The organism is Marinicauda pacifica (assembly GCF_004793635.1).
Taxonomy (GTDB): domain Bacteria; phylum Pseudomonadota; class Alphaproteobacteria; order Caulobacterales; family Maricaulaceae; genus Marinicauda; species Marinicauda pacifica.
This window is the reverse complement of the sequence record NZ_SRXV01000003.1, coordinates 435,372-457,272: the sequence shown is the minus strand read 5'-3', so window position 1 is coordinate 457,272 and position 21,901 is coordinate 435,372. Positions and strand designations below refer to the sequence as shown.

The window sequence follows — 21,901 nt, the reverse complement described above, 5'->3', positions numbered from 1 at the left end:
ATCTGCCGTTCGATCTTGCGGCATTCAGACCACGGTGTTGTGGCACACGCAAGGCAGGGCTGCCACGCCCGGCGATCCTTGCCGGTCAGTGAAACCGCGTCAGGCGCAGCGTCGCAAAGTCGATCGAGAGCGGCCCGCCGCCGCGTAGCAGCAGATAGAGGCCCAGAGCGGCAAGGATGAAGGCGCTGGTCCATGCCTCCGGCAGGATGAAGACCGCATACCAGAGCGCGCCGGCCAGCGTCAGAAATCCGGCAATGCGTGTCAGCAGGCCCGCAGCAAGCGCGAGCGCCACGAGAGAGACGGCTGCAAGGATCGCCGCGGCGGCAAATGCCTGGTCCCCGCCCCCCGGCAGCCAGTAGGACACGGCCGCGACGAAGCCCGGCTCCGGCAAGGCCCACGCCATGAGGTCGGTCCAGTCGCGCGGGGTCTGCGCGTTCGACCTTGCCCACCGCCATAGCAGCGCTGCCAGGGACAGGCGGATGGCAAGTCCTGTGATGGCATCGATGAGCGTGCCGCCCGGACGCGGCGGTGGCGGGCATGCCGGACCGTCCAGCGCAAACGCATCGCGTTCACCAGCATCTGTACGGAACAGGCGGTCGAAGCGTGTCTCGGTCTGCAAGAGTCCCCCACCCCCGTGGTTCATGCCGTCAGGCGTAATGCGGCCTCGACCGGAGTGACCTAAACGCCTGCGTTGTGCCGGCGCAATCTGAATCCGGTGCCGGGCCGGTCTTTCAGGTCCCGGGCGTGGCCGCCCGGTCACCATCCTGGTTGTGATTGCCGGTCCGTGTTCGGGGCCCGGCCGCGAGGCGGGGCAGCTTTTTGCGAAGTCCTAGTCGATGGCGAGTTCGCCGAGCGGGACGCTGACCGTGCGCACGGTCTCGCCATCGCTGCCGCGAATGTCCAGGCTCAGCGATCCGGCCTGCCAGTCGATCTCGATCATGCCGTAATTTTCCGGCGCGTACATGTCGCCGATACGGTGCGGGCCGGGCTCGTCATTCTCCGCGGCGAAGGCCAGGTTGAGCGAGGAGGAGGTGATTTCGTAGAGCGGGTAGGGCGCCACATCGTCCCGCACATAGAGACCGGAGGAATGGCGGTCGCCGGAGAGGATCACCACGCCGTTCGCGCCGGTCTCCCCGATCAGCGCGTACAGACGCTCGCGCTCGTGGGGCAGGGTGCGCCAGGCTTCCCAGCCATGCCCGTCGGCATGGACCTGAATGGAGGAGACCAGCAGACGCAGGTCGGCCGGCTTGCGCAATTCGGTTTCCAACCAGGCCCACTGGGTTTCGCCCAGCATGGTCTGGCTTTCGTCCTCGCTGGGGATGTAGCGTTCGCGGCCCGGCGCGCCGCGCTCGTCGGTCGGAGTCAGCTCGCCGCGGAAATAGCGCGTGTCGAGAAGGATGATCTGGACGCGCTGTCCCTCCGGTCCGAAGGTCTGCGCCGTGTAGATGCCCTCGCGCTGGCGCCGCGCATCGTCCTGCGGCACGCGCCAGAAGTCCTCGAACAGGGTTTCGGCAAAGCCTTTGTAGGGAAAGACCGCGCCGGCATCGTTGAGCCCGTAATCGTGATCGTCCCAGGTGGCCATCATGGGCACCGAGCTGCGCAGGCGCTGGAATTCGGGGCGGTTGGCGAGCATGTGATACGCCTCGCGCAGCTCCACCAGATCCGGGTTCCAGCTGTACGCGTCGCCGTAGACGTTGTCGCCGATATACATGAACAGCTCCGTGTCCTCGGCCGCGATCGTGTCCAGGATCGGAATTTCGCGCTCGGAGGTATTGCACGAGCCGAAGGCGATGCGGGTCAACGCCTGGTCCTGCGACGGGAGGGGCGGGCCTTCCGGCGCGATCGGGGCGATGTATTCAAGCTGGGCGTAATAGGGGGCAAGCGCCTCCACGACGGTGCGCGGGGGTGCGGCAGGTTCCGCGATGGCAGCGGCATCGAGATCGGCTCCGCCCTGGCTGGCGGGGGCCGCACTCCCGGCCTCGGCCTGACTGGCCTCCCTGGCGGCCGGATCGGCGCAGGCGGCAAGGCCGAGCGCAAGGGCGCAGGCGGAAAGGCTGAGGGTCAGGCGCATGATTTACTCCCCGGTACACGGTTCTGGCGGATATGTAGCCTTGATAACCAATCGATGCGACAGGCACGTGAAGAGCGCATGGCCCGATGATGACCCGTCCCTCAGCCGGTCACGTCTTCCTCGATATTGCGCGAGGCCGGCTGTTTCTAGCCGAAGCGCCGGACCTTGCTGGAAGCGCCGTATCGTCCGGCGCTGAGCCACGCAGGCTGCGGCCATCTGCGTCAAGTTTGCCGGACTGCCGTAACCTTGTCACACTTGCGGCGTTTAGTTTCACCTGTGGCGTCCGGCGGGCCGCCATATAGCCGAATGGCGGCAAACCGAACTGATCGAGAGGGCGTGTCTTGGCTGACATTTTCCACAAGCCGCGAGCCGGGGTGGCCCGGCTCATCGTCTATCTGGTGGTCTTTGTCGGTATTGCGCTCGCGCTGAATGCCTGGATTTTCTCCACGGGTGCGGCGCAGTGGTCGTCCACGCTGGAAAACCCGTCTTGGTCGCCGCCCGGCTATGCGGTCGGCGCTGTCTGGACGATTCTGTTTGCTCTCATGGCGCTCAGCCTCTGGCTGGTCGACCGCGCGGGCCAGCTCGAGGCGCGCGGTCCGGCCCGCGCCCTCGTCGTGCTGCAATACCTGATCAATATCAGCTGGACCTGGCTCTATTTCGGCCTGGAAAACGTGGCCAACGGCTTCTACGTCACCGTAATCGCCTTCTTCGTGGCGATCGGGGCGCTGATCGCGATCGGGCGGGCCAATCTCGTGGCGGCGCTGGTCTGGCTGCCGCTCAATCTCTGGCTCGGCTTTGCCCTCGCGCTGAGCTACGCAACCTGGCAGCTCAACGTCTGAGTCCGCGCCACAGTGCGGCGGCCAGGAAGACGCCGGCCAGAAGCCCGGCGATCCATTCCAGCAATGTCACGCCGAACAGGCCAGGCTCCAGCAGCCATGCGGTGCGCTCCGCGCCGGCCTCCCGCGAGGCCAGCTGCTGCAGGGTCTCGCTGCGAAACCCGACGGCGACGGCCAGGAAGACCAGCAAGGCGGCGCCGAAGCCGGCAAACTTGATCGAGGAGATCGCGCCATCGGCGTCGTTCCGTCGCATGCGCTGTTCGCGCATGCGTCTGAGCCGGTCGCGGCGTCTCTCGCTCATCGTGCTCTCCAGCGCGCGAAAACGCGCGCATTTCGCTTGTGAGGCCCCCGATTTTGGGGCATATTTGTCTCCGTACGGGCGGCCGATTGACTAAGGCCCGGCGGAAATACTGGACTACCGAAGTGGCAGGATGCCAGAGACTTCAGCTTTCCCCGACATGCAAGTCCGTTCTCCGCAACCGGGACGCCGGGCGGTGCATTTACTGTTTACCGGACGCGGTGTGACTGGGGAAAGGTTCCCGAAATGACCACTGGCACTGTGAAGTTCTTCAACACCCAGAAGGGCTTCGGCTTCATCACGCCGGACGATGGCGGCAAAGACGTGTTCGTTCACATAACTGCGGTGCAAGCCGCGGGCCTCGCCGGCCTGGATGACGGTCAGCGCGTGTCCTTCGAAACCGAGCCGGATCAGCGCGGCAAGGGGCCGAAGGCCGTGGACCTGCAGCTGGCCGACTAGGCACGCGTTCGCAGAGCTTCGCAAAAGGGCAGGACAGACATGTCCTGCCCTTTTCATGTCATTTGGCGTCGAGACAGCGATAGGCCGCGTCGATGAGGCGGATGGCGCGTTCGTCACCGACCAGGACCTCGCGCTGGCGATTCATGACATAGCTGCCCGAGACACCCCGGACCGGATCGGCGAAGGCGCACGATCCGCCAAAGCCGTAATGGCCCACCGCGCGTGGTTCGGGGCCGAAATGCCCGCTATCGCGGTTGATCATCACCCCGCTCGCAAATGACAGGTCGAAGGGCAGGACGCGGTCTTGACCCGAAGTCTGCTCGCGCAGGGCCTGAGCAATCGTTTCAGCCCCGACGAAGGCCTCGCCCAGCAGCTGCCCCTGGCAGGCGAAGGGACCCATCAGCGCGGCAAGCGCTCCGGCCGTGCCGTGCCCGTTGGCCGCAGGAAGTTCGGCCGACCGCCACACGGCGGTGCCGCGCCGGCCCGGCGAGGACCAGGGTTTGAGAAAGGCGGCCGCCTTGGCCGGGTTGGCGGCGCCCAGGAATGGCGGCTTGGGCGGCAGCATGTGTTCGGCGGCACGGCGATGCTCGCTTTCGGGCACGCCGATCATGAAGTCGAGACCGCGCGGGCCCGCAATCTCCTCCTTGAGAATGGCGCCGACGGTGCGGCCCTTCTCGTCGACCCGGCGCGCAATGGCATCGGCAATGACGCCAAAGGTGATCGGATGATAGCCCGACCCGTCGCCGGGCGCCCAGAGCGGCTCTGCCTCGGCGACGCGGCGCTCCATGGTCTCGCGGTCGAACCACTCGGAGGGATCCATCTCCTCGCTGATGCCCGGCACGCCGGACTGGTGCGACAGGGCTTCGGCCAGCGTCAGGCGGTCCTTGCCGTTCGCGCCGAAAGCCTCCCAGACCGCACTGACGCGCGTGGCGTAGTCGATCCGGCCCCGGTCGACGAGCCAGGCCATGACCAGGGCGGTGATCGCCTTGCCGGTGGAAAAGACCGGCACGATCGTGTCCGCGGTCCAGGGGCTGGATTTCTTGCGGTCCGCCCAGCCGGCATGAATGTCGACCAGGCTCTGCCCGTCACGCACGAGTGCGAACCCGGCGCCGAGCTCGTCGGTGGTCTCGAAGTTTTCTGCGAAAGCGTCGGCAACAGCTTCGAAGCCGCGCTCGACATGGCCTTTGATCTCGATGCTCATGAGAGCGAGTTAACCGCGCCGGGACCTCTGTTCAAGCGCTCAGGCGAAGATCGCCATGCGCAGGCCCGTGTCGTCGCGCGGCGGATCGGCCGGCAGGCAGAGTGCATTGCCTTCCGCGAGACGCACCGCCGCGAGGGCGCAGGCGGCCGCATCGAGCACGTCATCGGGGGCGGCGACCTTGTGCTTGAACGGGTGCGGCTCGAACAGGGCCGGGTCGAGCCCCTGATCGACCAGCACGTCCAACCGTTCGGCCCGGCCGCCCGGTGTGCGCTTGGCGTGAGCCATGGGCCGGCCGGCAAGCGTGGCGAAGATCAGCTCGGGATGGCTCTCGTGCAGACAGCCCTCCAGCGCCGGGCTCATGACGGCGTCGATCTCGCGCATCTTCGCAAACAGGTTGAAGCTCTGGCGTGACAGGCCCGGCCCGCCCGCCGCGCGGTTGAGGCGACTGGCCTCCTCGTGGCTTCGCGCGGGAAGAGCTGTGCGCAGGGGTGCGGCGAAGATCGAGCTGCGCCGTTGGCCCAAACGGGCGCGGGCCTCGCGCTCGCAGGCCCGGCCTCCCGGTCCGCTCGGCGCAGTTTCGAACCCGATCGGCATGTCCACCGCGATCACGTGCGCGTGCTCCGGCGCATTCAGGGCATCGGTAATCCCGGCATAGACGGACAGACGCGGCGCCTCGAGCCCGTTCAGGTCGATCATGACACCGACCCAGCCGGCCGGACAGCCGTCCAAACCCATGACCCAGGCGGGGCTCCGCGCGCCGAGGCGCGTCATGCGCACCGGTTCGAGGGACTGCGCGCCGGCCTCGCTGGCGGCCAGCACAAGATCGCTCGCGCCGGCCTGTACCGTGGCCTGTATGGCCGCGCGCGTGCGCTGCGTCGCGATGCGGGCGAGGGTTTTCAGCGGCGCACCATCCAGACGGGCACACAGCGCCTGAACCGCAAACAGGTCTCCCGTGCCATAAGGCACACGGTCGAGACGCCCGGTTTCGGCCAGCCAGGCGGCACCTGAAGAGCCGGCTTCGACCGCCAGCACGCCGAGCGCACCCGGCGAGCCAGGAACCGATGTCACCAGCGTATCGCGGCCGAGAGTTTGCGCGGCCTGCGCTGCATCCTCCGGCGAGGCGATGGGCGTGCCGGTCAGCCAGGCCAGCTCGAACGCATTGGGCGTGATCAGGTCGGCCAGCGGAAGGAGACGGTCGCGCAGCGCGCGTGCGGTAGCAGCCTCCACATAGAGTCCGCCGGCGGTGCCGTCCGGCGTTCCGTCGCCGCAGATCGGGTCCACCAGGACGAAGAGATGCGGGTTGTGCGCGCGCGCCTCCTCGATGAAGCGCGCCGAAGCCTCCACCTGGCCGGGGCTGGCAAAATAGCCGGTGAGTATCGCCTGCGCCGCGCGGTCGTGTCGCTCCGCCTTCAGCCCGTCCAGCGCGCCGGAAAACAGTGCGTCGGGGACGGCTCCTCCGCCCGGCGCGCCGCGCCCCGGGTGGCGTCCGAACACCACAGTGGGAACCAGTTCGGGCGTATGGCCGCGCCGCAGCAGGATTTCGCTCGTGACCGAGCCGCCCACACGGCTTCCGGCCACGTGGGAGGTGAGCAAAATCACCGGGGGGTTGCTGTCCAAGTCCATGATTGTCCTATAAACCTTCGACTCATGACTGACGAGACACCGGTTCTGAAACCTCACCGTTCCGTTCTGTTCGTGCCAGCCGACAAGCCGCGGGCCATCGAGAAGGCGTGCGGGCTGGATGCCGACGCCCTGATCCTCGATCTCGAGGACGCCGTGGGCGAAGAAGGCAAGGCCGGCGCGGCACGCAGCGCCCCGGCCTCGATCGCGCGCTGGCGCGAGGCGGGCAAGCGTGCGCTGCTGCGCGTGAACACGATCAATAATGCCGCCTTTGCCTGTGACACGGCCGCCGCCGCCGAGGCGCGGCCCGATGCGGTGGTCCTGCCCAAGGTCAATCGCGCCGAGACTCTCCTGAAGGCCCGGGCCGGCCTGCAGGCGGCCGGCTATGACGGGCCGGTCTGGGCGATGATCGAGGCGCCGGCCGCGCTGCTGAACATGCGCCTGATCGGGGAGACGGCGCAGGAAACGCGCCTGGAGGCGCTGCTGGCGGGCACCAACGACCTCACCGCCATCCTGCGCTGCAAGCTCGATCAGGAACGAAGCGCGATCCAGGCGCACCTGACCCAGATCGTGCTGGCCGCCCGGGCCTACGGCCTTCTGGCCATAGACGGTGTGTTCAACAATTTTCAGGACCGGGCCGGGTTCGAGTTCGAGGCGCGCGCCGGGCGCACGCTGGGCTTTGACGGCAAATCGCTGATCCATCCCTCGCAGATCGACGCGGCCAACCGGGCCTTTTCGCCGAGCGCGCAGGAACGCGAGTGGGCCCGCCGCGTTGTGGCGCTGTTCGACGAACCGGAGAATGCAGGAAGCGGCGCTATCGCGATGGACGGCCAGATGGTCGAGCGGCTGCATCTCGATGCAGCGCGCGCCATCCTCGCCGCCGCAACGGAAGATACGGGAGAGACCGGATGAGCATGCTGACCTACTGGCACAATCCCCGATGCACGAAGTCGCGCGAGGGTCTGGCGGTTCTGCGCGAAAAGGGTATCGAGCCGGATGTGCGCGAATACCTCAAGGACGTGCCGCACGCGGAGGAGCTGAAGGCGGTGGCGTCAAAGCTGGGCGTCGACAGCGCGCGCGAGATGATGCGCACCAAGGAAGACGCCTACAAGGCGAACAATCTCGCAGACGAGACCGATGAGGACCACCTGTTCGAAGCCATGGCCGACCATCCCAAGCTGATCGAGCGCCCGGTGCTGATCGGCGACGAGAAAGCCGCGATCGGCCGGCCGACAGAAAACCTGTTCGCGGCGCTGCCCTCGGGCCGCTAGCTAGGTCTCGCGCTCGCCGGCTTCGCCCGAGCCTTCGTCATCGTCGCCTTCGCCGGCCGGCTGGGCATATTTCAGCGTCAGCGGGACATTGGCCAGGACGAAGAGGAAGAAGAGCGGGTAGGTCCCCCAGAAGCGGAAATTGGCCCAGAAGGCTTCGGAAATTTCGAGGCCGTCGAACCAGCGGGCCTGCTCGCTGACCACGGTGTCGGTGATATGGCGCCACAGCACTTCGTTGAGCAGTGCCAGGAGCATGAAGAAGAGCGCCCAGCGCACGCCCAGAATGAACCAGGCGCGTTCCGGCATTTCGAAGATGGAGCCGAACAGCGCCTTCCAGACATTAAAGCCGAATGCGAAACTGCCCAGGATCGCGAACGCGAAGATCAGGTTGATAATGGTCGGCTTGATGTAGGCGAAGATCGGATCCTGGAGATAGATCGTCATGCCGCCGAACAGCGTCACGATGACGAAGGTGACGATCAGCATGGGCGGTGTGCGCTTCTGCACGACGATGGCCCAGGCCAGCGCGACGGCCGTCGCGAGCATGAACACGCCGGTGGCCCAGTAGATCGCGGCGTCCGTCAGACGGCCGGCGACATTGTAGGTGATCATGAAGATCGCAGCCGGGCCGACATCGACCAGAAGCTTGGAGCCCTGCCCCAGAGTCTTGGCGGAGTCCTTGGTCACGGTTTCGGCGTCGCTCATGCGGGAATGGCCTTTCGGGTCAGCTCGGTTGAAGCCTGCTTGCAACAATACGCGCCGAAAGGCCAGACGGATCGAACACGAGGCTCTGCCGCCTGTGTCCTGCGCAGCCGCTCTGGAGCTGCTTCGTCTCGCGCGTACTCAGCTTTCCAGCCCGGCCAGGGCCCGGGCGAAGGCGCGGGCATCGAAGGGCTGCAGATCGCTCTCGCCCTCGCCCACGCCGATATAGTGGATGGGTAGCTTGAAGCGCTCAGCCACCTGAACCAGGGCGCCCCCCTTCGCGGTGCCGTCCAGCTTGGTCATGATGACGCCGGTGATATTGGCCGCTTCCAGGAAGGCTTCGGCCTGGCTGATCGCGTTCGAGCCGACCGTGCCATCCAGCACCAGGATGACGTGATGGGGCGCGGTCTCGTCGACCTTGCGGATCACGCGCAGAACCTTGCGCAGCTCGTCCATCAGCTCGGTCTTGTTCTGCAGCCGGCCGGCCGTATCGATCAACACGCCGTCAAAGCCTTCGCGCCGGCCCTTCTCGACCGCATCGTAGGTGAGGCCGGCCGCATCCGCGCCGATTTCGCGCGACATGAAGTGCGCATTGGCGCCGCCGCGCTCGCTCCAGACCTGAAGCTGTTCGACAGCTGCCGCGCGGAAGGTGTCGCCTGCCACGTTGAGCACCTTGCCGCCCTCGCGCGTCATCTTCACGGCGATCTTGCCCAGCGTGGTTGTCTTGCCCGAGCCGTTCACGCCGACGAAGACGACCACACGCGGCGGCTCTCCGGACATGTCCAGTGGCTGTTCGTAGGGTTTGAGCGTCTCGGCCACGGTTTCGGCCAGGGCCTCGCGGACCTCAATATCGGTGACATCCTTGTCGAACTTGTCGCGGGCGAGGCGTGCGGTCACCCGGGCAGCCGTCACCGCGCCCAGATCGGCCGCGATCAGCAGGTCTTCCAGCTCCTCCAGCGCCTCGTCGTCCAGCTTGCGCCGGGTGAAGACGGAGGAGACAGACTCGCTCAGGCGGGAGGAGGACCGCTTCAGGCCGGAGGCCAGGCGCGAAAACAGGCCTTGGGAGGGCGCGCCGTCTGCGGTTTCCGGCGAACCAGGCTGGCTGGCGGTGTCCGGTAGGGGAGCCGCTTCCGGCAAGTCGGCGGTCTCGGGGGTGTCAGTGTTCTGTGCGGCGCCGTCCCTGGCGGCGTCGCCAGTGTTGGGCGGGGCACCGGCTTCAGGGTCGACCAGGCCGGCGGCTTCCGCCTCGATTTCCACCGGTTCTGCATCCCCGGCAGGGGCAGGCGGACTGCTCACCGGCTCCACGCCGGGCGCGTCGTCCGGTTCGCGCACGCTCTCTGATTCAGGGATGGCCTCCTGCGAGGCCACGTCTTCGGGCGGGGGGGCTGCGTTATCATCGGGCGGGGAGGAGTCGCTCCTGCCCGCCTCATCGTCCTTTTTCTTCTTGCCGAAGCCGAAGGAAAACCAGCTCATCGAGCCCTCTTTTCTTATGCGCTGACGCCGAGCGGATCGGCGGTCAGCGTATCGCCGGCCACGCCGGTCACACGCGCGCGCACCAGTGCGCCGGGACGCGCCGGGGTCTCGATCCGGGCCGGGGCGAAGTTCGCCGCCCGGCCCTGCTGGCCCCGTTCCATCACGAAGTCGAACTCGCGCCCGACCATGGCCTGAAGATGCCGGCCCAGCGCCTCCTCGCCCTTCGCGCGCAGGCGGGCAGCGCGATCCTTGATCGCGAGACCGTCAACCTGGGGCATGCGCGCCGCCGGCGTGCCGGGCCGCGGCGAGTAGGGGAAGACGTGCAGATAGGCCAGGTCGCATTCATCCACGAGACGGAGTGAGTTTTCGAACATGTCCTCGGTCTCGGTCGGGAAACCGGCAATGAGGTCCGCCCCGAACGCGATGCCGGGCCGCACGGCGCGCAGGCGGCGGGTGAGCGCAATCGCGTCCTCGCGCATGTGGCGGCGCTTCATGCGCTTCAGGATCATGTTGTCGCCGGCCTGGAGGGACAGGTGAAGATAGGGGCAGAGCCGCTCGTCCTCGGCGATCACCCGGAACAGGTCGTCGTCGATCTCGATGGCGTCGATGGAGGACAGGCGCAGGCGCTGCAGGTCCGGAACCTGCTTCAGGATGGCGCGCACCAGGCGGCCGAGCTTGGGGGCTCCGGGCAGGTCCTGACCCCAGCTGGTGACGTCCACCCCGGTCAGGACAATCTCGTTATGCCCTGTCTCCACGAGCCGGCGCACCTGTTCGACCACGTCTCCGGCCGGTGCCGAGCGCGCATTGCCGCGGCCATAAGGGATGACGCAGAAGGTGCAGCGGTGGTCGCACCCGGTCTGGACCTGGACGAAGGCGCGCGCGCGTCCCTCCAGCCCGTCGACCAGATGGTCGGCGACCTCGCGCACGGACATGATGTCCTCGACGCTGACGCGGTCGCCGGCACCGGAAACCTGGGCCTTGAAAGTTTCCGGGCGCAGCTTCTCGGCGTTACCGATGATGCGGTCGACCTCGGCCATCCGGCCGAACTGCGCGGGATCGATCTGGGCCGCACAGCCGGTGACGATCAACGTGGCGTCCGGGCGTTCGCGCTTCAGCTTGCGGATAGACTGGCGCGCCTGGCGCACGGCGTTGGAGGTAACCGCGCACGTGTTCACGATCACCGTGTCGGTCATCCCGGCTGCGCGCGCATGATCGCGCATGACTTCGCTCTCCCAGCTATTGAGCCGGCAGCCGAACGTCACGATCTCCACGCCATCTTCGCGCGGGGCCGTATCGGCACCGGGAGTGGCAGGGGACAGGTTTTCCACAGGGGTGGTCATGCGCGCGGAAAGTGGGGGAGCCAGCAGCAAGGGTCAAGCCAGGCTGTGCGTGTGCCGGCCCAGCGTGGCCTAACGGCCCCAGAAGCGCAGCGTGGATAGAAGCAGGATCACGATGATTTCCAGCCGGCGCGAGGGGCTTATACGCCTGCCCAGCGGCGATTACACCGGGCTTTTCATCTCGTCAGAGCGCGGCAGAACCGGGCCGGTGCCGGAAGGGCGCAAGCGGCCGCGATAACGCACCAGGCGGCCGAGACCAGGTAGGGCGACTTCCACCTCGAACAGGTGCTCGCCCGCGTCGGCACGCTCGCGCGCGTGCAGTATGGGGCGCAGGAATCCCGGCAGGGGGACGCCCATCACGGTCGCGTTTTCCTGATGGAAATCGAGCCCGTGCGGCCCGGCCTCAAGCCGCAGGGTGAAGACGACCGATCCCACCTGTTCGCGCAGCCGCATGCCGCGCGGTGTCGAGACCGCGCTTTGCCGGGTCTCGAAGACCGTGCCGCCATAGTCGCGAGTGATGATTTCGGTGTCGCCGTCCATGGAGACGCGGATCAGAGCCGGGACGCCCGCCCCGGACTGAGGCAGGCCCGCCCGGCCGGCGATCAGGGTGGCAAGCGGGTGCTCGGCACCCTCGATATCGGCCGTGCCTTCAAACACGGATACCGGGGCAGGGCTGTGAAGCTGGCGGGTCACTTCGGGAAGGCGCAGCCAGTCCTCGCCCAGCACGCGCTGGTATACCGGGGTGTGTCCGGTCATGACAGCAGGCCGCCAAGATCGACTTCGCCTTCCAGCTCGACCGGACCGGTCAGGTAGACATCGTCGTCCTCGGCCCAGCGTACGCCGAGCCGTCCGCCATCGACCTCCACCTCGGCGGCGCGGCCCAGTTTTCCCTGCCGATGCAGGGCCACCACCGCGGCGCACGCGCCGGTTCCACAGGCCTGTGTGAGACCGGCACCGCGCTCCCAGACGCGCAGACGAATCCGGTCGCTCCCGCGAATCTCGGCAAACCCGGCATTCACGCGCTGGGGAAACAGGATGTCGTGCTCGATCATCGGTCCGATCTGCGCGATCGGAATGGCCGAGACATCGCTGACGGTGAAGGTCACGTGGGGGTTGCCCATGGAGACCGCGCCGGGCCGGGTGAGGCGTCCGCCCCCGGGCAGGTGAACTTCGTAGTCCAGCGCTTCGGTATCCATATCCCGGGATAGCGGAATATTGCGCCAGGACAGGCGGGGGCGGCCCAGATTGACTTCGGCGCGCCCGTCTTCAAGGCGGCGCGCGGTCAGACGCCCGCCGCGCGACGACATCGAGAGTGTCTCGCCGCCATCCTGCTCGAAAAGGAGCCAGGCGGCGGCGCGGGCGCCATTGCCGCAGGCGCCGACCTCGCCGCCATCGGAGTTCCAGACCCTGAGCAAAGCCGTTTCGACCGGATGGGTCTCCAACGTCAGCAACTGGTCGAAAGCGTGGCGCGCATGGATCGCGGCGACCCGCTCGGCCGGCAGGCTGAGCGGAGCCGAGCGGCCGCGCGCGTCGATCAGAACAAAGGCGTTTCCGGCGCCGTTCATGGCATAGGATTTCATGCGGACAACGCCCTCTTGATCGCCTCGGCGAGCTGGCGCGCCTCTTCGGCGCGGGCGCTGCCCTTGCGCCAGGCCAGCCCGATGGCGCGCCCGGCGACGGGCGGGTCGAACGGACGCACGGCCAGGCCGAGATGGTCGGTCAGGCCAGCATCGATCGCCAGCCTGGGAAGCAGGGTCGCGCCGAGACCACTTTTGACCATCTGGACCAGCGTGTGAAGGCTGGTGGCGGCGAAGTCGGACCGCGAGACCTCGGCAGAGGGCCCGCCGGGCGTGGCCGCACAGATCGACAAGGCATGATCGCGCAGGCAATGGCCGTCTTCGAGAAGCAGCAGGGGCTCGTTGGCGAGCATGCTCGTCTTCAGCTTGTCATGCCGGGCCAGGGGATGGTCTGGATGGGCGGCGAACAGAAACTCGTCCTCCATCAGCGACATCGTCTCCACGCCCGCATCCTCGTAGGGCAGCGCGATCAGCGCAACGTCGAGACGGCGCTCCTTGACCGCATCCAGCAACCGGTGAGTGAGATCCTCGCGCAGGAAGAGCTCGAGCTTGGGAAACTGCATTCTCAGTGCGGGCAGGATTTTAGGCAGCAGGAAGGGCGCGATGGTGGGAATGACACCGAGCCGGAACGCGCCGCTCAAGGGTTCGCCGGCCGCACGCGTGGCGTGGACCAGGTCTTCGGCCTCGGTCAGCACGACGCGCGCGCGCTCGACCGCGGCTTCACCGGCCGGTGTCAGGGTTGCGCCCCGCGCTCCGCGCTCGACCAGAATGGCGCCCAGCGCCGATTCCAGCTCCTTGATGCCGGCCGACAATGTGGGCTGTGTCACGAAGGCGGCTTCCGCGGCCCGCGAGAAGCTGCCCTGGTCCGCCAAGCATACGAGAAAGCGGAGCTGGCGAAGGGTCGGAAGAATTGTACTCATGCGTATTGAGATAAACTATGGCTCATTAAGAAACAATCCATTGGATTAATAGCACGCAAGGCGCGATATATCTCGTTCAGCGGCTGGGGAACTCCCGGCTGGCCGTACATGTTGCGGTAGAGACCCCCGAACCGAGAAACAGGAGAGCATTCCATGCTGGGTATTGGCGACAAACTCCCCGAATTTGAAATCGTCGGCGTGAAGCCGAAGTTCAATCAACACGAAGAGAACGGCGAAAGCGCGTTCGAACCGATCACGCAGGACAGCTTTGAGGGCAAGTGGAAGATCATCTTCTTCTACCCGAAAGACTTTACCTTCGTCTGCCCGACCGAGATCGTGGCCTTTGCCAATCTCGCTGACGAGTTCGCCGACCGCGACGCGGTCGTGCTGGGCGGCTCCACCGATAACGAGTTCTGCAAACTCGCCTGGCGCCGTGAGCACCCGGATCTGAAATCGCTGGACATGTGGCAGTTCGCCGACACGACCGGCTCGCTGGTCGACAGCCTGGGCATCCGCTCGCCTGAAGGCGTGGCCTATCGCTACACCTACGTGGTCGACCCGCACGGCGAGATCCAGCACGTCTACGCGAACAACCTGAATGTCGGCCGGAATCCGGAAGACACGCTGCGCGTTCTCGACGCCCTGCAGACCGACGAACTCTGCCCGTGCAACCGCGCGGTCGGCGGCGACACGCTCGCAGCCTGACGCCAGCTTTGTTTTGTCCGGGACGGGGGCTCCCCCCTGGGTTCGCCCCAGGCCCCTGTCCCGGGCATCTTTCTCCGGCGGTACCGCGTCGGCACTCAACAATATTATCCCGAACCAGGGAGGACTCCCGTCATGAGCCTCGACGCTCTCAAATCGCGCCTGCCCGAGCACGCCAAGGACCTGAAACTGAACCTGTCCTCGCTCGCGCGCGAGACCCTTCTCGACGATCAGAAAAAATTCGGCACCTTCCTGGCCGCGGCCTATGCGGTGGGAGAGCCCGAAACCCTCAAGGCGATCGCGGCCGAGGTGGAGGACAAGCTGTCCGATGACGCGCGCACCGGCGCCAAGGCGGCCGCGTCCATCATGGGCATGAACAATGTCTATTACCGCTTCACCCACCTGGCCTCGACCAAGGAATACCGCACGCTGCCGGCCAAGCTGCGCATGAACGTGATCGCCAATCCCGGTGTGGACAAGGCCGATTTCGAGCTGTGGTCGCTGGCGGTGTCCGCCATCAATGGCTGCGGCATGTGCGTGGACAGCCACGAAGCCGAGCTGCGCAAGGCGGGCCTGACCTCCGAGCAGATCCAGGCGAGCGTGCGTATCGCGGCGGTCGTGAACGCGGTGGCTGCCGTCGTGCGTGCAGAAGACGCCTTGAACTAACTCTTTGTCTCACGCCCGCCGGAGTCCTGTCCCCATACCCCTCCGCGGACGTCCAGCGCCCGTCCGGCCCGTGTCCCCTCAGAGCGCGCCGGGCGGGCGTTTTTGACTTAACCTCTTTTTGTCCGTATCCTGAGGGCTATGGAAGAGGTGACCCCAATCAATAACGACAGGCACGGACCCCGACAACGTCAGGACGCCGGACGCGTCGCGCGCGCCTGGCGCTGGTTCTCCGGGCGGACCATCCGGAGGGCGGAGCGTTACCGCGACCTCGAATGGAGCGCGATCGTGCGCCATGGCGGCGCCGCGCTCGCGTTGATCCTCGTCTCGCGTCTGTTCCCGGCAGAAGGCTTCGCGCCGTTTGCCCTTGTCGCCGGAGCGATCTGGGCCGCGTTTCTTGTGCGTATCGTGCTGATCAAATGGGTCGACAAGGCGGTCAGAAACCGCCGCGCCCGGCGCGAAGGCTAGGTATCCTGCCTGCGGGCGCTGCGAACTTGTCCGCACCTCCATCATCGACATTGCTACGGAACCAGGCGCGGCAGGGCTTCGGCCAGTGCGCGCACATCGTCCGGAGATGTGAAAACGCCCGGCGTGACCCGCACGCAGGCGCCTGACGCGATCCCCGTGCGGTGGACCGTGAAGATGTTGTGCTCGTTCAGCAGACGCGCCGCCAGCGCGGCGTTCTCCTGTGCGCCCGTCTGCCCGGCCGCCCGGAAGGATGTGATGCCGGCGTGCAGCGACGTCTCTTCGGGGGTCAACACCTCGAAGCCTGCCTCGCGTGCCGGGCCTGTCCACAGGCTGCGCAGATAGCGCAGGCGCGCCGCCTTGCGCGCCGGGCCGATGGCCTCATGGACGTCGAGCGCGGCAGGGACGGACAGGATGGCGGCAAAATCGGTCGTGCCGGTATGGACGCGCGCGCCAATGTCCTGCGGACCGCGCGAGGGCTCGCCCATGAAGGGGTCGATGTCGGCAATGCGCGGCTTTCGCACATACATGAGGCCGACGCCCAGCGGCGCGCCGATCCATTTGTGAAGATTGAATCCGACGAAATCGGCATTGAGTTCCGCCACGGTGAAGTCGATCTGACCCCAGGAATGGGCGGCATCCACGATCACGTCGACACTGCGGCCCCGCGCCATTTCGCAGATCTCGGCGACCGGCAGCACCAGCCCGGTACGGTGGCTGAGATGGGTCACCAGCATCAGGCGGACATGCGGATTGGCGATCAGCGCCTGTTCATACGCATCGATCAGGCTCTGCCGCGTGGCCGGCTCGGGCAGCGCCATCGTCACCAGATCGGCCCCCCGGCGCTCGCGCAGCCAGGCCATCGCGGTCTGCATCGAGCCATAGTCGAGATCGGCGTAAAGCACGCCATCGCCTGGCGAGAGCCGGTTATATCCCCCGATCAGAGCCTGCAGCGCCTCGGTCGCATTGCGCGTGAGGACGATCTCGTCCGGCTCGCAGCCCAGCACGGCCGCGATCCTGGCCTGGACCGCCTGGGCGTCGGGCCAGAACTCGCGCCGGGCATAATAGGAATTGCGCCGGTTGACGGCCTCGACATGGGCGATGTGCGCCTCCAGCACCGGGCGCGCCATCATTCCCCAATTGCCGTGCTCGAGATGGATGACCTCGCCGGTCACATCGTAGAGCCCGGCGACCGCGCTCCAGAACGCTTCGTCCTGCGCGGCACGTTGGGCATCCTCGAAGGTGGAGGGAAGGGCACGGGCCGAGGCACCCAGGGCTACGCTGCCCGCGGCGGCGGTCAGCATGGAACGGCGGGTCAGGGATGGCATCGCGATCCGTCCTCTCATTCATAGAAAACCCGGCAGGGTAAGACCGGGCGGTTGGCGCGGGCGGGCCGTGCGAAAGGCATCGGCCCGCCCGAACCGGAGGCTGGCCTAGAAGCTCGCTTCCAGGCGCAGATAGTATTTGCCGCCATCGGTATCGTACGGGGCGTTGCGCGAATAGATCAGGCCGCGATTGGCCTGACGGCGCGATTCGTCGGGATAGGTGTCGAAGATATTCTCCGCCCCGACCCGGACCGCGAAGTTCTCGTTGATATCGGCGCGAAGGCCGAGATCGACGAAGACCTCGGAGCCGAAGGTCTGGAAGATCACGTCGGCGCTGTCGTCGGTATCTGTCCATTCGCCGTAGTAGCGCGCGCGGGCATTCAGCGTGAAACGCCCGAACATGTAGTCCGCCGTCAGCACGACATTGTGCTGGGGCAGGCCTTCCTCGAACACGGTGCGCGAGACGTCGTTGAACACGCCGCTGGCCGCTTCCCCGGTCACCTCGGTCTCGTTGTAGCTGTACGCCCCGGTCAGGCTCATCGCGCCCTGGCCGAGATCGAAGCCGTAGGTGGCGACCACGTCGATGCCGCGTGTGCGGGTGTCGAACTGGTTCTGGAAGAAGGAGACCTGGGTGATGCTCTCGCCGCCCGGGACGTTGAGCGCCGCCAGCTGCGCCCGCTCGGCATCGGTGAGGGTAAAGCTGCCCAGGGTCGAGAAGCGGTCGTCGACGTCGATCTGGTAGACGTCGACCGTCGCGGTCAGCCCGCTATCGTGCGAATAGGTCATCCCCAGCGAGTAGTTCTGGGAGGTCTCCGCGTCGAGCGGCCGGATCTGCGGGCCGTCCGCGCGCGCATTGATGATGTCGGCCACCGGGCCGGTCGGGCTGAACCGCCCGGACGTCACCAGGACGAGCGTGGTGGAGTTCAGGCCCTGAGAGGTACGTTCGGACTCGATCTGGCCCGGCGTCGGCGCCCGGAAGCCGGTCGAGACCGTGCCCCGGAAGGCGAGCGCGTCGGTAATAGCGAAACGGCCCGAAAGCTTGTAGTCCGTCGTCGAGCCGAACTCGGAGAAGTCCTCGTAGCGCAGGGCGCCGGCGACCGTCAGCCGTTCGGTGACCGGCAGCTCGACATCGACATAGCCGGCATAGCTGTCCTGGGAGAAGCTGCCCGCCTGCAGGTCCGAATAGCCGGGGAAGCCGTTCGAGCCGGACGGCAGGCCTTCGACGGCGAGCGGCCCGACCGCGTAGGAGGCTTCGTCACCAGCCTCGATTCCATAGGTCTCTTCGCGCGCCTCCAGGCCGAAGGCGATGCTGACCGGTGCTTCGAACCGGCCGGTATCCCAGCCGTAGACGAAGTCCAGATTGAAGTTGGTCTCTTCCTGGGCCAGGACGCCGGCATTGAAGCTGGTCGGGCTGTTCGAACCCAGCGAGGCGTTGATCGTGTTGTAGATGAAGTAGTCGATCTCGTTGCGGCCGCGGCCCGCGCTCAGATCCCACTCCAGACCGTCCAGCACTTCGCCGCGCAGGCCGGCCACGACTTCGTAGTCCTGGTCTTCCTGACCGAATTGCGGGCTGAAACCGGCCGGGAAAATCTGCGACAGGTCATAGTCCGGGTCGAGCGGCGTGGTCTGGTACGCGGTCGTGAAGGCCGGGTTGCGCCAGTTGAAGTCGCTTACGCCCTGGCCCTGGGCATAGGTTGCGTGGCTGTAGAATTCGATGGCGCTGGTGATCGGCGCGGCGGCGTTGAAGGCGAACTTGACGGCCTCGCGTTCGGGCTGGCCCCAGTTCTGAACCGGGTCGTCGACCTGGATGCCGGTTGCCTCTTCGAACGCGATGGCGTCAGGCCGCTGACGGCTGCGCGAGGTCGGCTCGGCAGTGGTGTATTCCAGCGTGGCGGTGGCAAAGCCGCCATCACCGAGCTCAAAGCCGAGCTGGGCGCCGAGCTGGTCCTGCTGTCCGTCGCCTTCGAAGTATTGCGAGGTCTGGGCGAAGGCCCGCAGACCCTCGGTCTCGTCCAGGATGATGTTGATGACACCGGCGATCGCGTCCGAGCCGTACTGGGCCGAGGCCCCGTCGCGAAGCACTTCGACACGGCTGATCGCGAAAGACGGCACCGTGGCCAGGTCTGCCGACTGCGCCCCGCGTCCGCCCAGCAGCGCGGCGCGGTGGCGGCGCTTGCCGTTGACCAGCACCAGCGTCTGATCCGGCGACAGGCTGCGCAGGCGCGCCGGGCGCACATAGATCGCACCGTCGGCCATGGGAAGACGCTGGACGGAGAAGGCCGGGTTCAACGCGGCAAGCGAATCCACCAGCTCGTCGGACACGACCGTGTCGATCGCGTCGGCCGTGATGACATCGACCGGCGCCAGGGACTCGATCGCGGTACGGCTCTGGCCGCGTGTCCCGGTGACGATGATCGTGTCCTCGACCGGACGGGTCTGGATTTCGGTATCCGTCTGGCCAAGTGCAGGTTGGGCCAGCGCGGCAAACGCCGTGCCGGCGAGAAGAATCGTGCGCATTGAGAATATCCCTCCTTAGACGCCGAACCGGTGCCGCCAGCGCGCGCCGAATGCGCGCGCCGTACATGTCCGTCCCCCGGATGCAGGGTTCGACACAGAGGGCCTTTAGGCAGCAGTGATGACGGTGAGCCGGCATTTCGAAGACGTCGCGATGAATAATTCATCACAGTGCGATGACGAAAAGCGCGGGAGGGGAAATTGTCGATTTATGATTGAAAAATATGTATTTATGTGAATTTTACATGATAGTTTCGATGGGTCCGGAGCTCATATAACTGCTCCGGACCCACCGCAGGTCGGTCAGGCTTTCAGGATGCCCTTGTTGAGGAGAACCTCCGCGATCTGCACGGCATTGAGTGCCGCGCCCTTGCGCAGATTGTCCGACACGATCCACATCGCCAGACCGTTCTCGACCGTGGGGTCGCTGCGAACCCGGCTGACGAAGGTGGCGAATTCGCCGACGCATTCGATCGGCGTGACGTACATCGGGTCGTCCTCGTCGGTGCGGTCGATCAGCATCAGGCCGGGCGCCTCGCGCAGGATGTCCCGGGCTTCTTCCGGAGAGAGTTCCTCCTCCAGCTCCAGGTGCGCTGCGACGCAGTGACCCACGAAAACGGGGACCCGCACGCAGGTGGAAAACAGCTTGATGGACGGATCGAGGATCTTCTTCGTCTCCACCGTCATTTTCCATTCTTCCTTCGTCGCGCCATCTTCCATGAAGACATCGATCTTCGGGATGACGTTGAAGGCGATCTGCTTGGGCAGGGCGTCCGGTTCGATAGGATCATTGACGTAGATGGCGCGCGTCTGGTGCCAGAGCTCGTCCATTGCCGCCTGACCGCCGCCCGACACCGCCTGATAGGTCGCGCAGGAGACACGCTTGATCCTCGCGCGGTCATGTATGGGCTTGAGCGCGACGACGGTCTGAATGGTCGAGCAATTCGGATTGGCGATGATTCCCTTCTTCGGCCGGGACTCGAGTGCGTCGGCATTCACCTCCGGCACGATCAGCGGCACGTCGGGGTCCATCCGCCAGGCGGAGCTGTTGTCGATCACGATGGCCCCGGCTTTGGCAATCTTTTGCGCTTCGGCGCGCGACACATCTCCGCCCGCGCTCATCAGGACAAGGTCGACCTTGGAGAAATCGAAGGTCGCGGCGTCTTTCACCTTGAGCGTCCGGTCGCCGTAGGACAGTTCGCGGCCGATCGACTTGCGCGTGGCCAGGGCGAAGACTTCCTCGGCCGGGAAGAGGCGCTCTTCCAGGATGGTCAGCATCTCCTTGCCGACCGCGCCGGTGGCGCCGTAAACCGCAATTTTCAAACCCATATCGTGTCTCCAATCCGCGCGCTTTGACCCGCTGCCGGGCGCGCGCTCTACCATGCAGGGACAACGTCCCATGAAAAACCCCCGGGGCGCCGGCCCCGGGGGTTGCAGCTGTAATGCTGTCAGCCAGAGGCGTTACGCGAGCGAGGAGTCGAGCTTCTTGCAGGCGGCCACGAGTTCCTTCACCGCGTCGACGGAGTGATCGAACATCTCCTGCTCGTCGCTGTTGAGCGAAATCTCGACAATCTTCTCCACGCCCTTCTCGCCGATGACGATCGGCACGCCGACATACATGTCGTTGACGCCGAACTGGCCGGTCAGATGGGCAGCGCACGGGAAGACGCGCTTCTTGTCGTGGAGGTAGGATTTGGCCATGGCGATGGCGCTCTCGGCCGGCGCGTAGAAGGCCGAACCGTTGCCGAGAAGCTTGACGATCTCGCCGCCGCCCTGACGGGTACGCTGAACGATCTCGTCGATCTTGGCCTGTGTCGACCAGCCCATCTTGATCAGATCGGGAACGGGAATGCCCGCAACGGTCGAATAGCGCGTCAGCGGCACCATCGTATCGCCGTGGCCGCCCATGACGAAGGCGGTCACGTCCTCGACCGACACACCGAACTCTTCGGCCAGGAACCAGCGGAAGCGCGCAGAATCCAGAACGCCGGCCATGCCGACGACTTTCTCCTGCGGCAGGCCGGAGAATTCGCGCAGAGCCCAGACCATGGCGTCCAGCGGGTTGGTGATACAGATCACGAACGCATTCGGCGCATGCTTGGCGATGCCTTCACCGACGGCCTTCATGACCTTCAGGTTGATCTCCACCAGGTCGTCGCGGCTCATGCCCGGCTTGCGCGGCACACCGGCGGTGACGATGCAGACGTCCGCGCCGGCAATCGGGGTGTAATCCTCGACCGAACCGCCGGTCAGGTGCGAGTCCATGCCGAAGACCGGGCTGGCCTGGCACAAGTCCAGTGCCTTGCCCTTGGCCGTTCCCTCGGCCAGGTCCATCAGGACGACATCGCCCAGTTCTTCGCGCGCCGCGATATGGGCGAGCGTGCCGCCGATCATGCCGGCGCCGATAAGGGCAATCTTCTTGCGAGCCATGGGGTTCTCCGTCTTGGGTTCTGCCGCGCGCACGCGCCAT

22 protein-coding genes are annotated in these 21,901 nt (G+C 66.2%); 7 read left to right on the top strand and 15 right to left on the bottom strand.

Annotation, left to right across the window (positions count from 1 at the left end; genetic code table 11):
- Window positions 1-85: 85 nt before the first annotated feature.
- Both E5162_RS12105 and E5162_RS12100 read right to left on the bottom strand, forming a co-directional pair.
- On the bottom strand, window positions 86-619 hold the full coding sequence (locus E5162_RS12105; protein ID WP_135945512.1) for a hypothetical protein: 534 nt from the start codon (window positions 617-619) through the stop codon (window positions 86-88).
- A gap of 210 nt (window positions 620-829) precedes the next feature.
- Complete coding sequence (locus tag E5162_RS12100) at window positions 830-2,071, bottom strand: alkaline phosphatase D family protein (RefSeq protein WP_135945511.1); 1,242 nt, start codon at window positions 2,069-2,071, stop codon at window positions 830-832.
- A 341-nt stretch (window positions 2,072-2,412) separates the two neighbouring features.
- On the opposite strand from E5162_RS12100, the gene E5162_RS12095 reads away from it, so the two are divergent.
- The gene (locus E5162_RS12095) at window positions 2,413-2,910 is read left to right on the top strand and encodes a TspO/MBR family protein (protein ID WP_135945510.1); all 498 of its coding nucleotides are present in this window, start codon (window positions 2,413-2,415) and stop codon (window positions 2,908-2,910) included.
- Here the strand turns inward: E5162_RS12095 and E5162_RS12090 are convergent.
- On the bottom strand, window positions 2,900-3,208 hold the full coding sequence (locus E5162_RS12090; RefSeq protein ID WP_135945509.1) for a hypothetical protein: 309 nt from the start codon (window positions 3,206-3,208) through the stop codon (window positions 2,900-2,902). The genes E5162_RS12095 and E5162_RS12090 overlap by 11 nt on opposite strands.
- A gap of 243 nt (window positions 3,209-3,451) precedes the next feature.
- On the opposite strand from E5162_RS12090, the gene E5162_RS12085 reads away from it, so the two are divergent.
- On the top strand, window positions 3,452-3,664 hold the full coding sequence (locus E5162_RS12085) for a cold-shock protein (protein WP_135945508.1): 213 nt from the start codon (window positions 3,452-3,454) through the stop codon (window positions 3,662-3,664).
- A 58-nt stretch (window positions 3,665-3,722) separates the two neighbouring features.
- Here E5162_RS12085 and E5162_RS12080 read toward each other — a convergent pair whose 3' ends face one another.
- Window positions 3,723-4,865, bottom strand: coding sequence for a serine hydrolase domain-containing protein (locus tag E5162_RS12080; RefSeq protein ID WP_135945507.1), 1,143 nt, complete (start codon window positions 4,863-4,865; stop codon window positions 3,723-3,725).
- 39 nt (window positions 4,866-4,904) lie between these two features.
- A complete protein-coding gene (locus tag E5162_RS12075) occupies window positions 4,905-6,482 on the bottom strand; it encodes a PfkB family carbohydrate kinase (protein ID WP_158291301.1) in 1,578 nt (525 codons plus the stop codon).
- A 30-nt stretch (window positions 6,483-6,512) separates the two neighbouring features.
- On the opposite strand from E5162_RS12075, the gene E5162_RS12070 reads away from it, so the two are divergent.
- A complete protein-coding gene (locus E5162_RS12070; RefSeq protein ID WP_135945505.1) occupies window positions 6,513-7,397 on the top strand; it encodes an HpcH/HpaI aldolase/citrate lyase family protein in 885 nt (294 codons plus the stop codon).
- On the top strand, window positions 7,394-7,756 hold the full coding sequence (arsC, locus tag E5162_RS12065; RefSeq protein ID WP_135945504.1) for an arsenate reductase (glutaredoxin): 363 nt from the start codon (window positions 7,394-7,396) through the stop codon (window positions 7,754-7,756). The genes E5162_RS12070 and arsC overlap by 4 nt, the downstream gene beginning before the upstream one ends.
- Here arsC and E5162_RS12060 read toward each other — a convergent pair whose 3' ends face one another.
- The 6 genes from E5162_RS12060 to E5162_RS12035 form a co-directional block, all read right to left on the bottom strand.
- Window positions 7,757-8,458 (bottom strand): inner membrane-spanning protein YciB, encoded by a 702-nt coding sequence (locus E5162_RS12060; protein ID WP_135945503.1) that lies wholly within the window; start codon window positions 8,456-8,458, stop codon window positions 7,757-7,759.
- Between the two features lie 138 nt (window positions 8,459-8,596).
- Window positions 8,597-9,928 carry a signal recognition particle-docking protein FtsY gene (gene ftsY, locus E5162_RS12055; protein WP_135945502.1) on the bottom strand — a complete coding sequence of 444 codons (1,332 nt, stop codon included), beginning with the start codon at window positions 9,926-9,928 and terminating at the stop codon, window positions 8,597-8,599.
- A gap of 14 nt (window positions 9,929-9,942) precedes the next feature.
- The gene (gene mtaB / locus E5162_RS12050) at window positions 9,943-11,268 is read right to left on the bottom strand and encodes a tRNA (N(6)-L-threonylcarbamoyladenosine(37)-C(2))-methylthiotransferase MtaB (protein ID WP_135945501.1); all 1,326 of its coding nucleotides are present in this window, start codon (window positions 11,266-11,268) and stop codon (window positions 9,943-9,945) included.
- 159 nt (window positions 11,269-11,427) lie between these two features.
- Entirely contained in the window at window positions 11,428-12,021 is a 594-nt protein-coding gene (locus E5162_RS12045; RefSeq protein ID WP_135945500.1) for a DUF4166 domain-containing protein, read from the bottom strand.
- A complete protein-coding gene (dapF, locus tag E5162_RS12040; RefSeq protein WP_233342187.1) occupies window positions 12,018-12,845 on the bottom strand; it encodes a diaminopimelate epimerase in 828 nt (275 codons plus the stop codon). The genes E5162_RS12045 and dapF overlap by 4 nt, the downstream gene beginning before the upstream one ends.
- Complete coding sequence (locus E5162_RS12035) at window positions 12,842-13,762, bottom strand: hydrogen peroxide-inducible genes activator (RefSeq protein WP_135945499.1); 921 nt, start codon at window positions 13,760-13,762, stop codon at window positions 12,842-12,844. The genes dapF and E5162_RS12035 overlap by 4 nt, the downstream gene beginning before the upstream one ends.
- Before the next feature lie 153 nt (window positions 13,763-13,915).
- On the opposite strand from E5162_RS12035, the gene E5162_RS12030 reads away from it, so the two are divergent.
- From E5162_RS12030 to E5162_RS12020, 3 genes are all read left to right on the top strand, one after another.
- Complete coding sequence (locus E5162_RS12030; RefSeq protein ID WP_135945498.1) at window positions 13,916-14,467, top strand: peroxiredoxin; 552 nt, start codon at window positions 13,916-13,918, stop codon at window positions 14,465-14,467.
- A gap of 132 nt (window positions 14,468-14,599) precedes the next feature.
- Window positions 14,600-15,130, top strand: coding sequence for an alkylhydroperoxidase, AhpD family (gene ahpD, locus E5162_RS12025; protein WP_135945497.1), 531 nt, complete (start codon window positions 14,600-14,602; stop codon window positions 15,128-15,130).
- 147 nt (window positions 15,131-15,277) lie between these two features.
- Window positions 15,278-15,595: a protein kinase family protein gene (locus E5162_RS12020; protein WP_158291300.1), complete on the top strand. Its 318-nt coding sequence runs from the start codon at window positions 15,278-15,280 to the stop codon at window positions 15,593-15,595.
- A 53-nt stretch (window positions 15,596-15,648) separates the two neighbouring features.
- On the opposite strand, the gene E5162_RS12015 is transcribed toward E5162_RS12020, so the two are convergent.
- The 4 genes from E5162_RS12015 to mdh form a co-directional block, all read right to left on the bottom strand.
- The gene (locus tag E5162_RS12015) at window positions 15,649-16,920 is read right to left on the bottom strand and encodes an aminotransferase class V-fold PLP-dependent enzyme (RefSeq protein WP_135945495.1); all 1,272 of its coding nucleotides are present in this window, start codon (window positions 16,918-16,920) and stop codon (window positions 15,649-15,651) included.
- A gap of 105 nt (window positions 16,921-17,025) precedes the next feature.
- Complete coding sequence (locus E5162_RS12010) at window positions 17,026-19,434, bottom strand: TonB-dependent receptor plug domain-containing protein (RefSeq protein WP_135945494.1); 2,409 nt, start codon at window positions 19,432-19,434, stop codon at window positions 17,026-17,028.
- Between the two features lie 300 nt (window positions 19,435-19,734).
- Complete coding sequence (locus tag E5162_RS12005) at window positions 19,735-20,760, bottom strand: aspartate-semialdehyde dehydrogenase (protein ID WP_135945493.1); 1,026 nt, start codon at window positions 20,758-20,760, stop codon at window positions 19,735-19,737.
- 132 nt (window positions 20,761-20,892) lie between these two features.
- Entirely contained in the window at window positions 20,893-21,861 is a 969-nt protein-coding gene (gene mdh / locus E5162_RS12000; RefSeq protein ID WP_135945492.1) for a malate dehydrogenase, read from the bottom strand.
- Window positions 21,862-21,901 lie beyond the last annotated feature (40 nt).

What these genes read in the sequence shown, in the direction of transcription:
- dapF (WP_233342187.1), bottom strand. Translation starts at nt 12,845, where the DNA reads ATGAAATCCTATGCCATGAACGGCGCCGGAAACGCCTTTGTTCTGATC.
- E5162_RS12010 (WP_135945494.1), bottom strand. Translation starts at nt 19,434, where the DNA reads ATGCGCACGATTCTTCTCGCCGGCACGGCGTTTGCCGCGCTGGCCCAA.
- E5162_RS12030 (WP_135945498.1), top strand. Translation starts at nt 13,916, where the DNA reads ATGCTGGGTATTGGCGACAAACTCCCCGAATTTGAAATCGTCGGCGTG.
- E5162_RS12070 (WP_135945505.1), top strand. Translation starts at nt 6,513, where the DNA reads ATGACTGACGAGACACCGGTTCTGAAACCTCACCGTTCCGTTCTGTTC.
- E5162_RS12045 (WP_135945500.1), bottom strand. Translation starts at nt 12,021, where the DNA reads ATGACCGGACACACCCCGGTATACCAGCGCGTGCTGGGCGAGGACTGG.
- E5162_RS12085 (WP_135945508.1), top strand. Translation starts at nt 3,452, where the DNA reads ATGACCACTGGCACTGTGAAGTTCTTCAACACCCAGAAGGGCTTCGGC.
- E5162_RS12060 (WP_135945503.1), bottom strand. Translation starts at nt 8,458, where the DNA reads ATGAGCGACGCCGAAACCGTGACCAAGGACTCCGCCAAGACTCTGGGG.
- E5162_RS12100 (WP_135945511.1), bottom strand. Translation starts at nt 2,071, where the DNA reads ATGCGCCTGACCCTCAGCCTTTCCGCCTGCGCCCTTGCGCTCGGCCTT.
- mdh (WP_135945492.1), bottom strand. Translation starts at nt 21,861, where the DNA reads ATGGCTCGCAAGAAGATTGCCCTTATCGGCGCCGGCATGATCGGCGGC.
- ahpD (WP_135945497.1), top strand. Translation starts at nt 14,600, where the DNA reads ATGAGCCTCGACGCTCTCAAATCGCGCCTGCCCGAGCACGCCAAGGAC.
- E5162_RS12035 (WP_135945499.1), bottom strand. Translation starts at nt 13,762, where the DNA reads ATGAGTACAATTCTTCCGACCCTTCGCCAGCTCCGCTTTCTCGTATGC.
- ftsY (WP_135945502.1), bottom strand. Translation starts at nt 9,928, where the DNA reads ATGAGCTGGTTTTCCTTCGGCTTCGGCAAGAAGAAAAAGGACGATGAG.
- E5162_RS12080 (WP_135945507.1), bottom strand. Translation starts at nt 4,865, where the DNA reads ATGAGCATCGAGATCAAAGGCCATGTCGAGCGCGGCTTCGAAGCTGTT.
- E5162_RS12015 (WP_135945495.1), bottom strand. Translation starts at nt 16,920, where the DNA reads ATGCCATCCCTGACCCGCCGTTCCATGCTGACCGCCGCCGCGGGCAGC.
- mtaB (WP_135945501.1), bottom strand. Translation starts at nt 11,268, where the DNA reads ATGACCACCCCTGTGGAAAACCTGTCCCCTGCCACTCCCGGTGCCGAT.
- E5162_RS12005 (WP_135945493.1), bottom strand. Translation starts at nt 20,760, where the DNA reads ATGGGTTTGAAAATTGCGGTTTACGGCGCCACCGGCGCGGTCGGCAAG.
- E5162_RS12090 (WP_135945509.1), bottom strand. Translation starts at nt 3,208, where the DNA reads ATGAGCGAGAGACGCCGCGACCGGCTCAGACGCATGCGCGAACAGCGC.
- arsC (WP_135945504.1), top strand. Translation starts at nt 7,394, where the DNA reads ATGAGCATGCTGACCTACTGGCACAATCCCCGATGCACGAAGTCGCGC.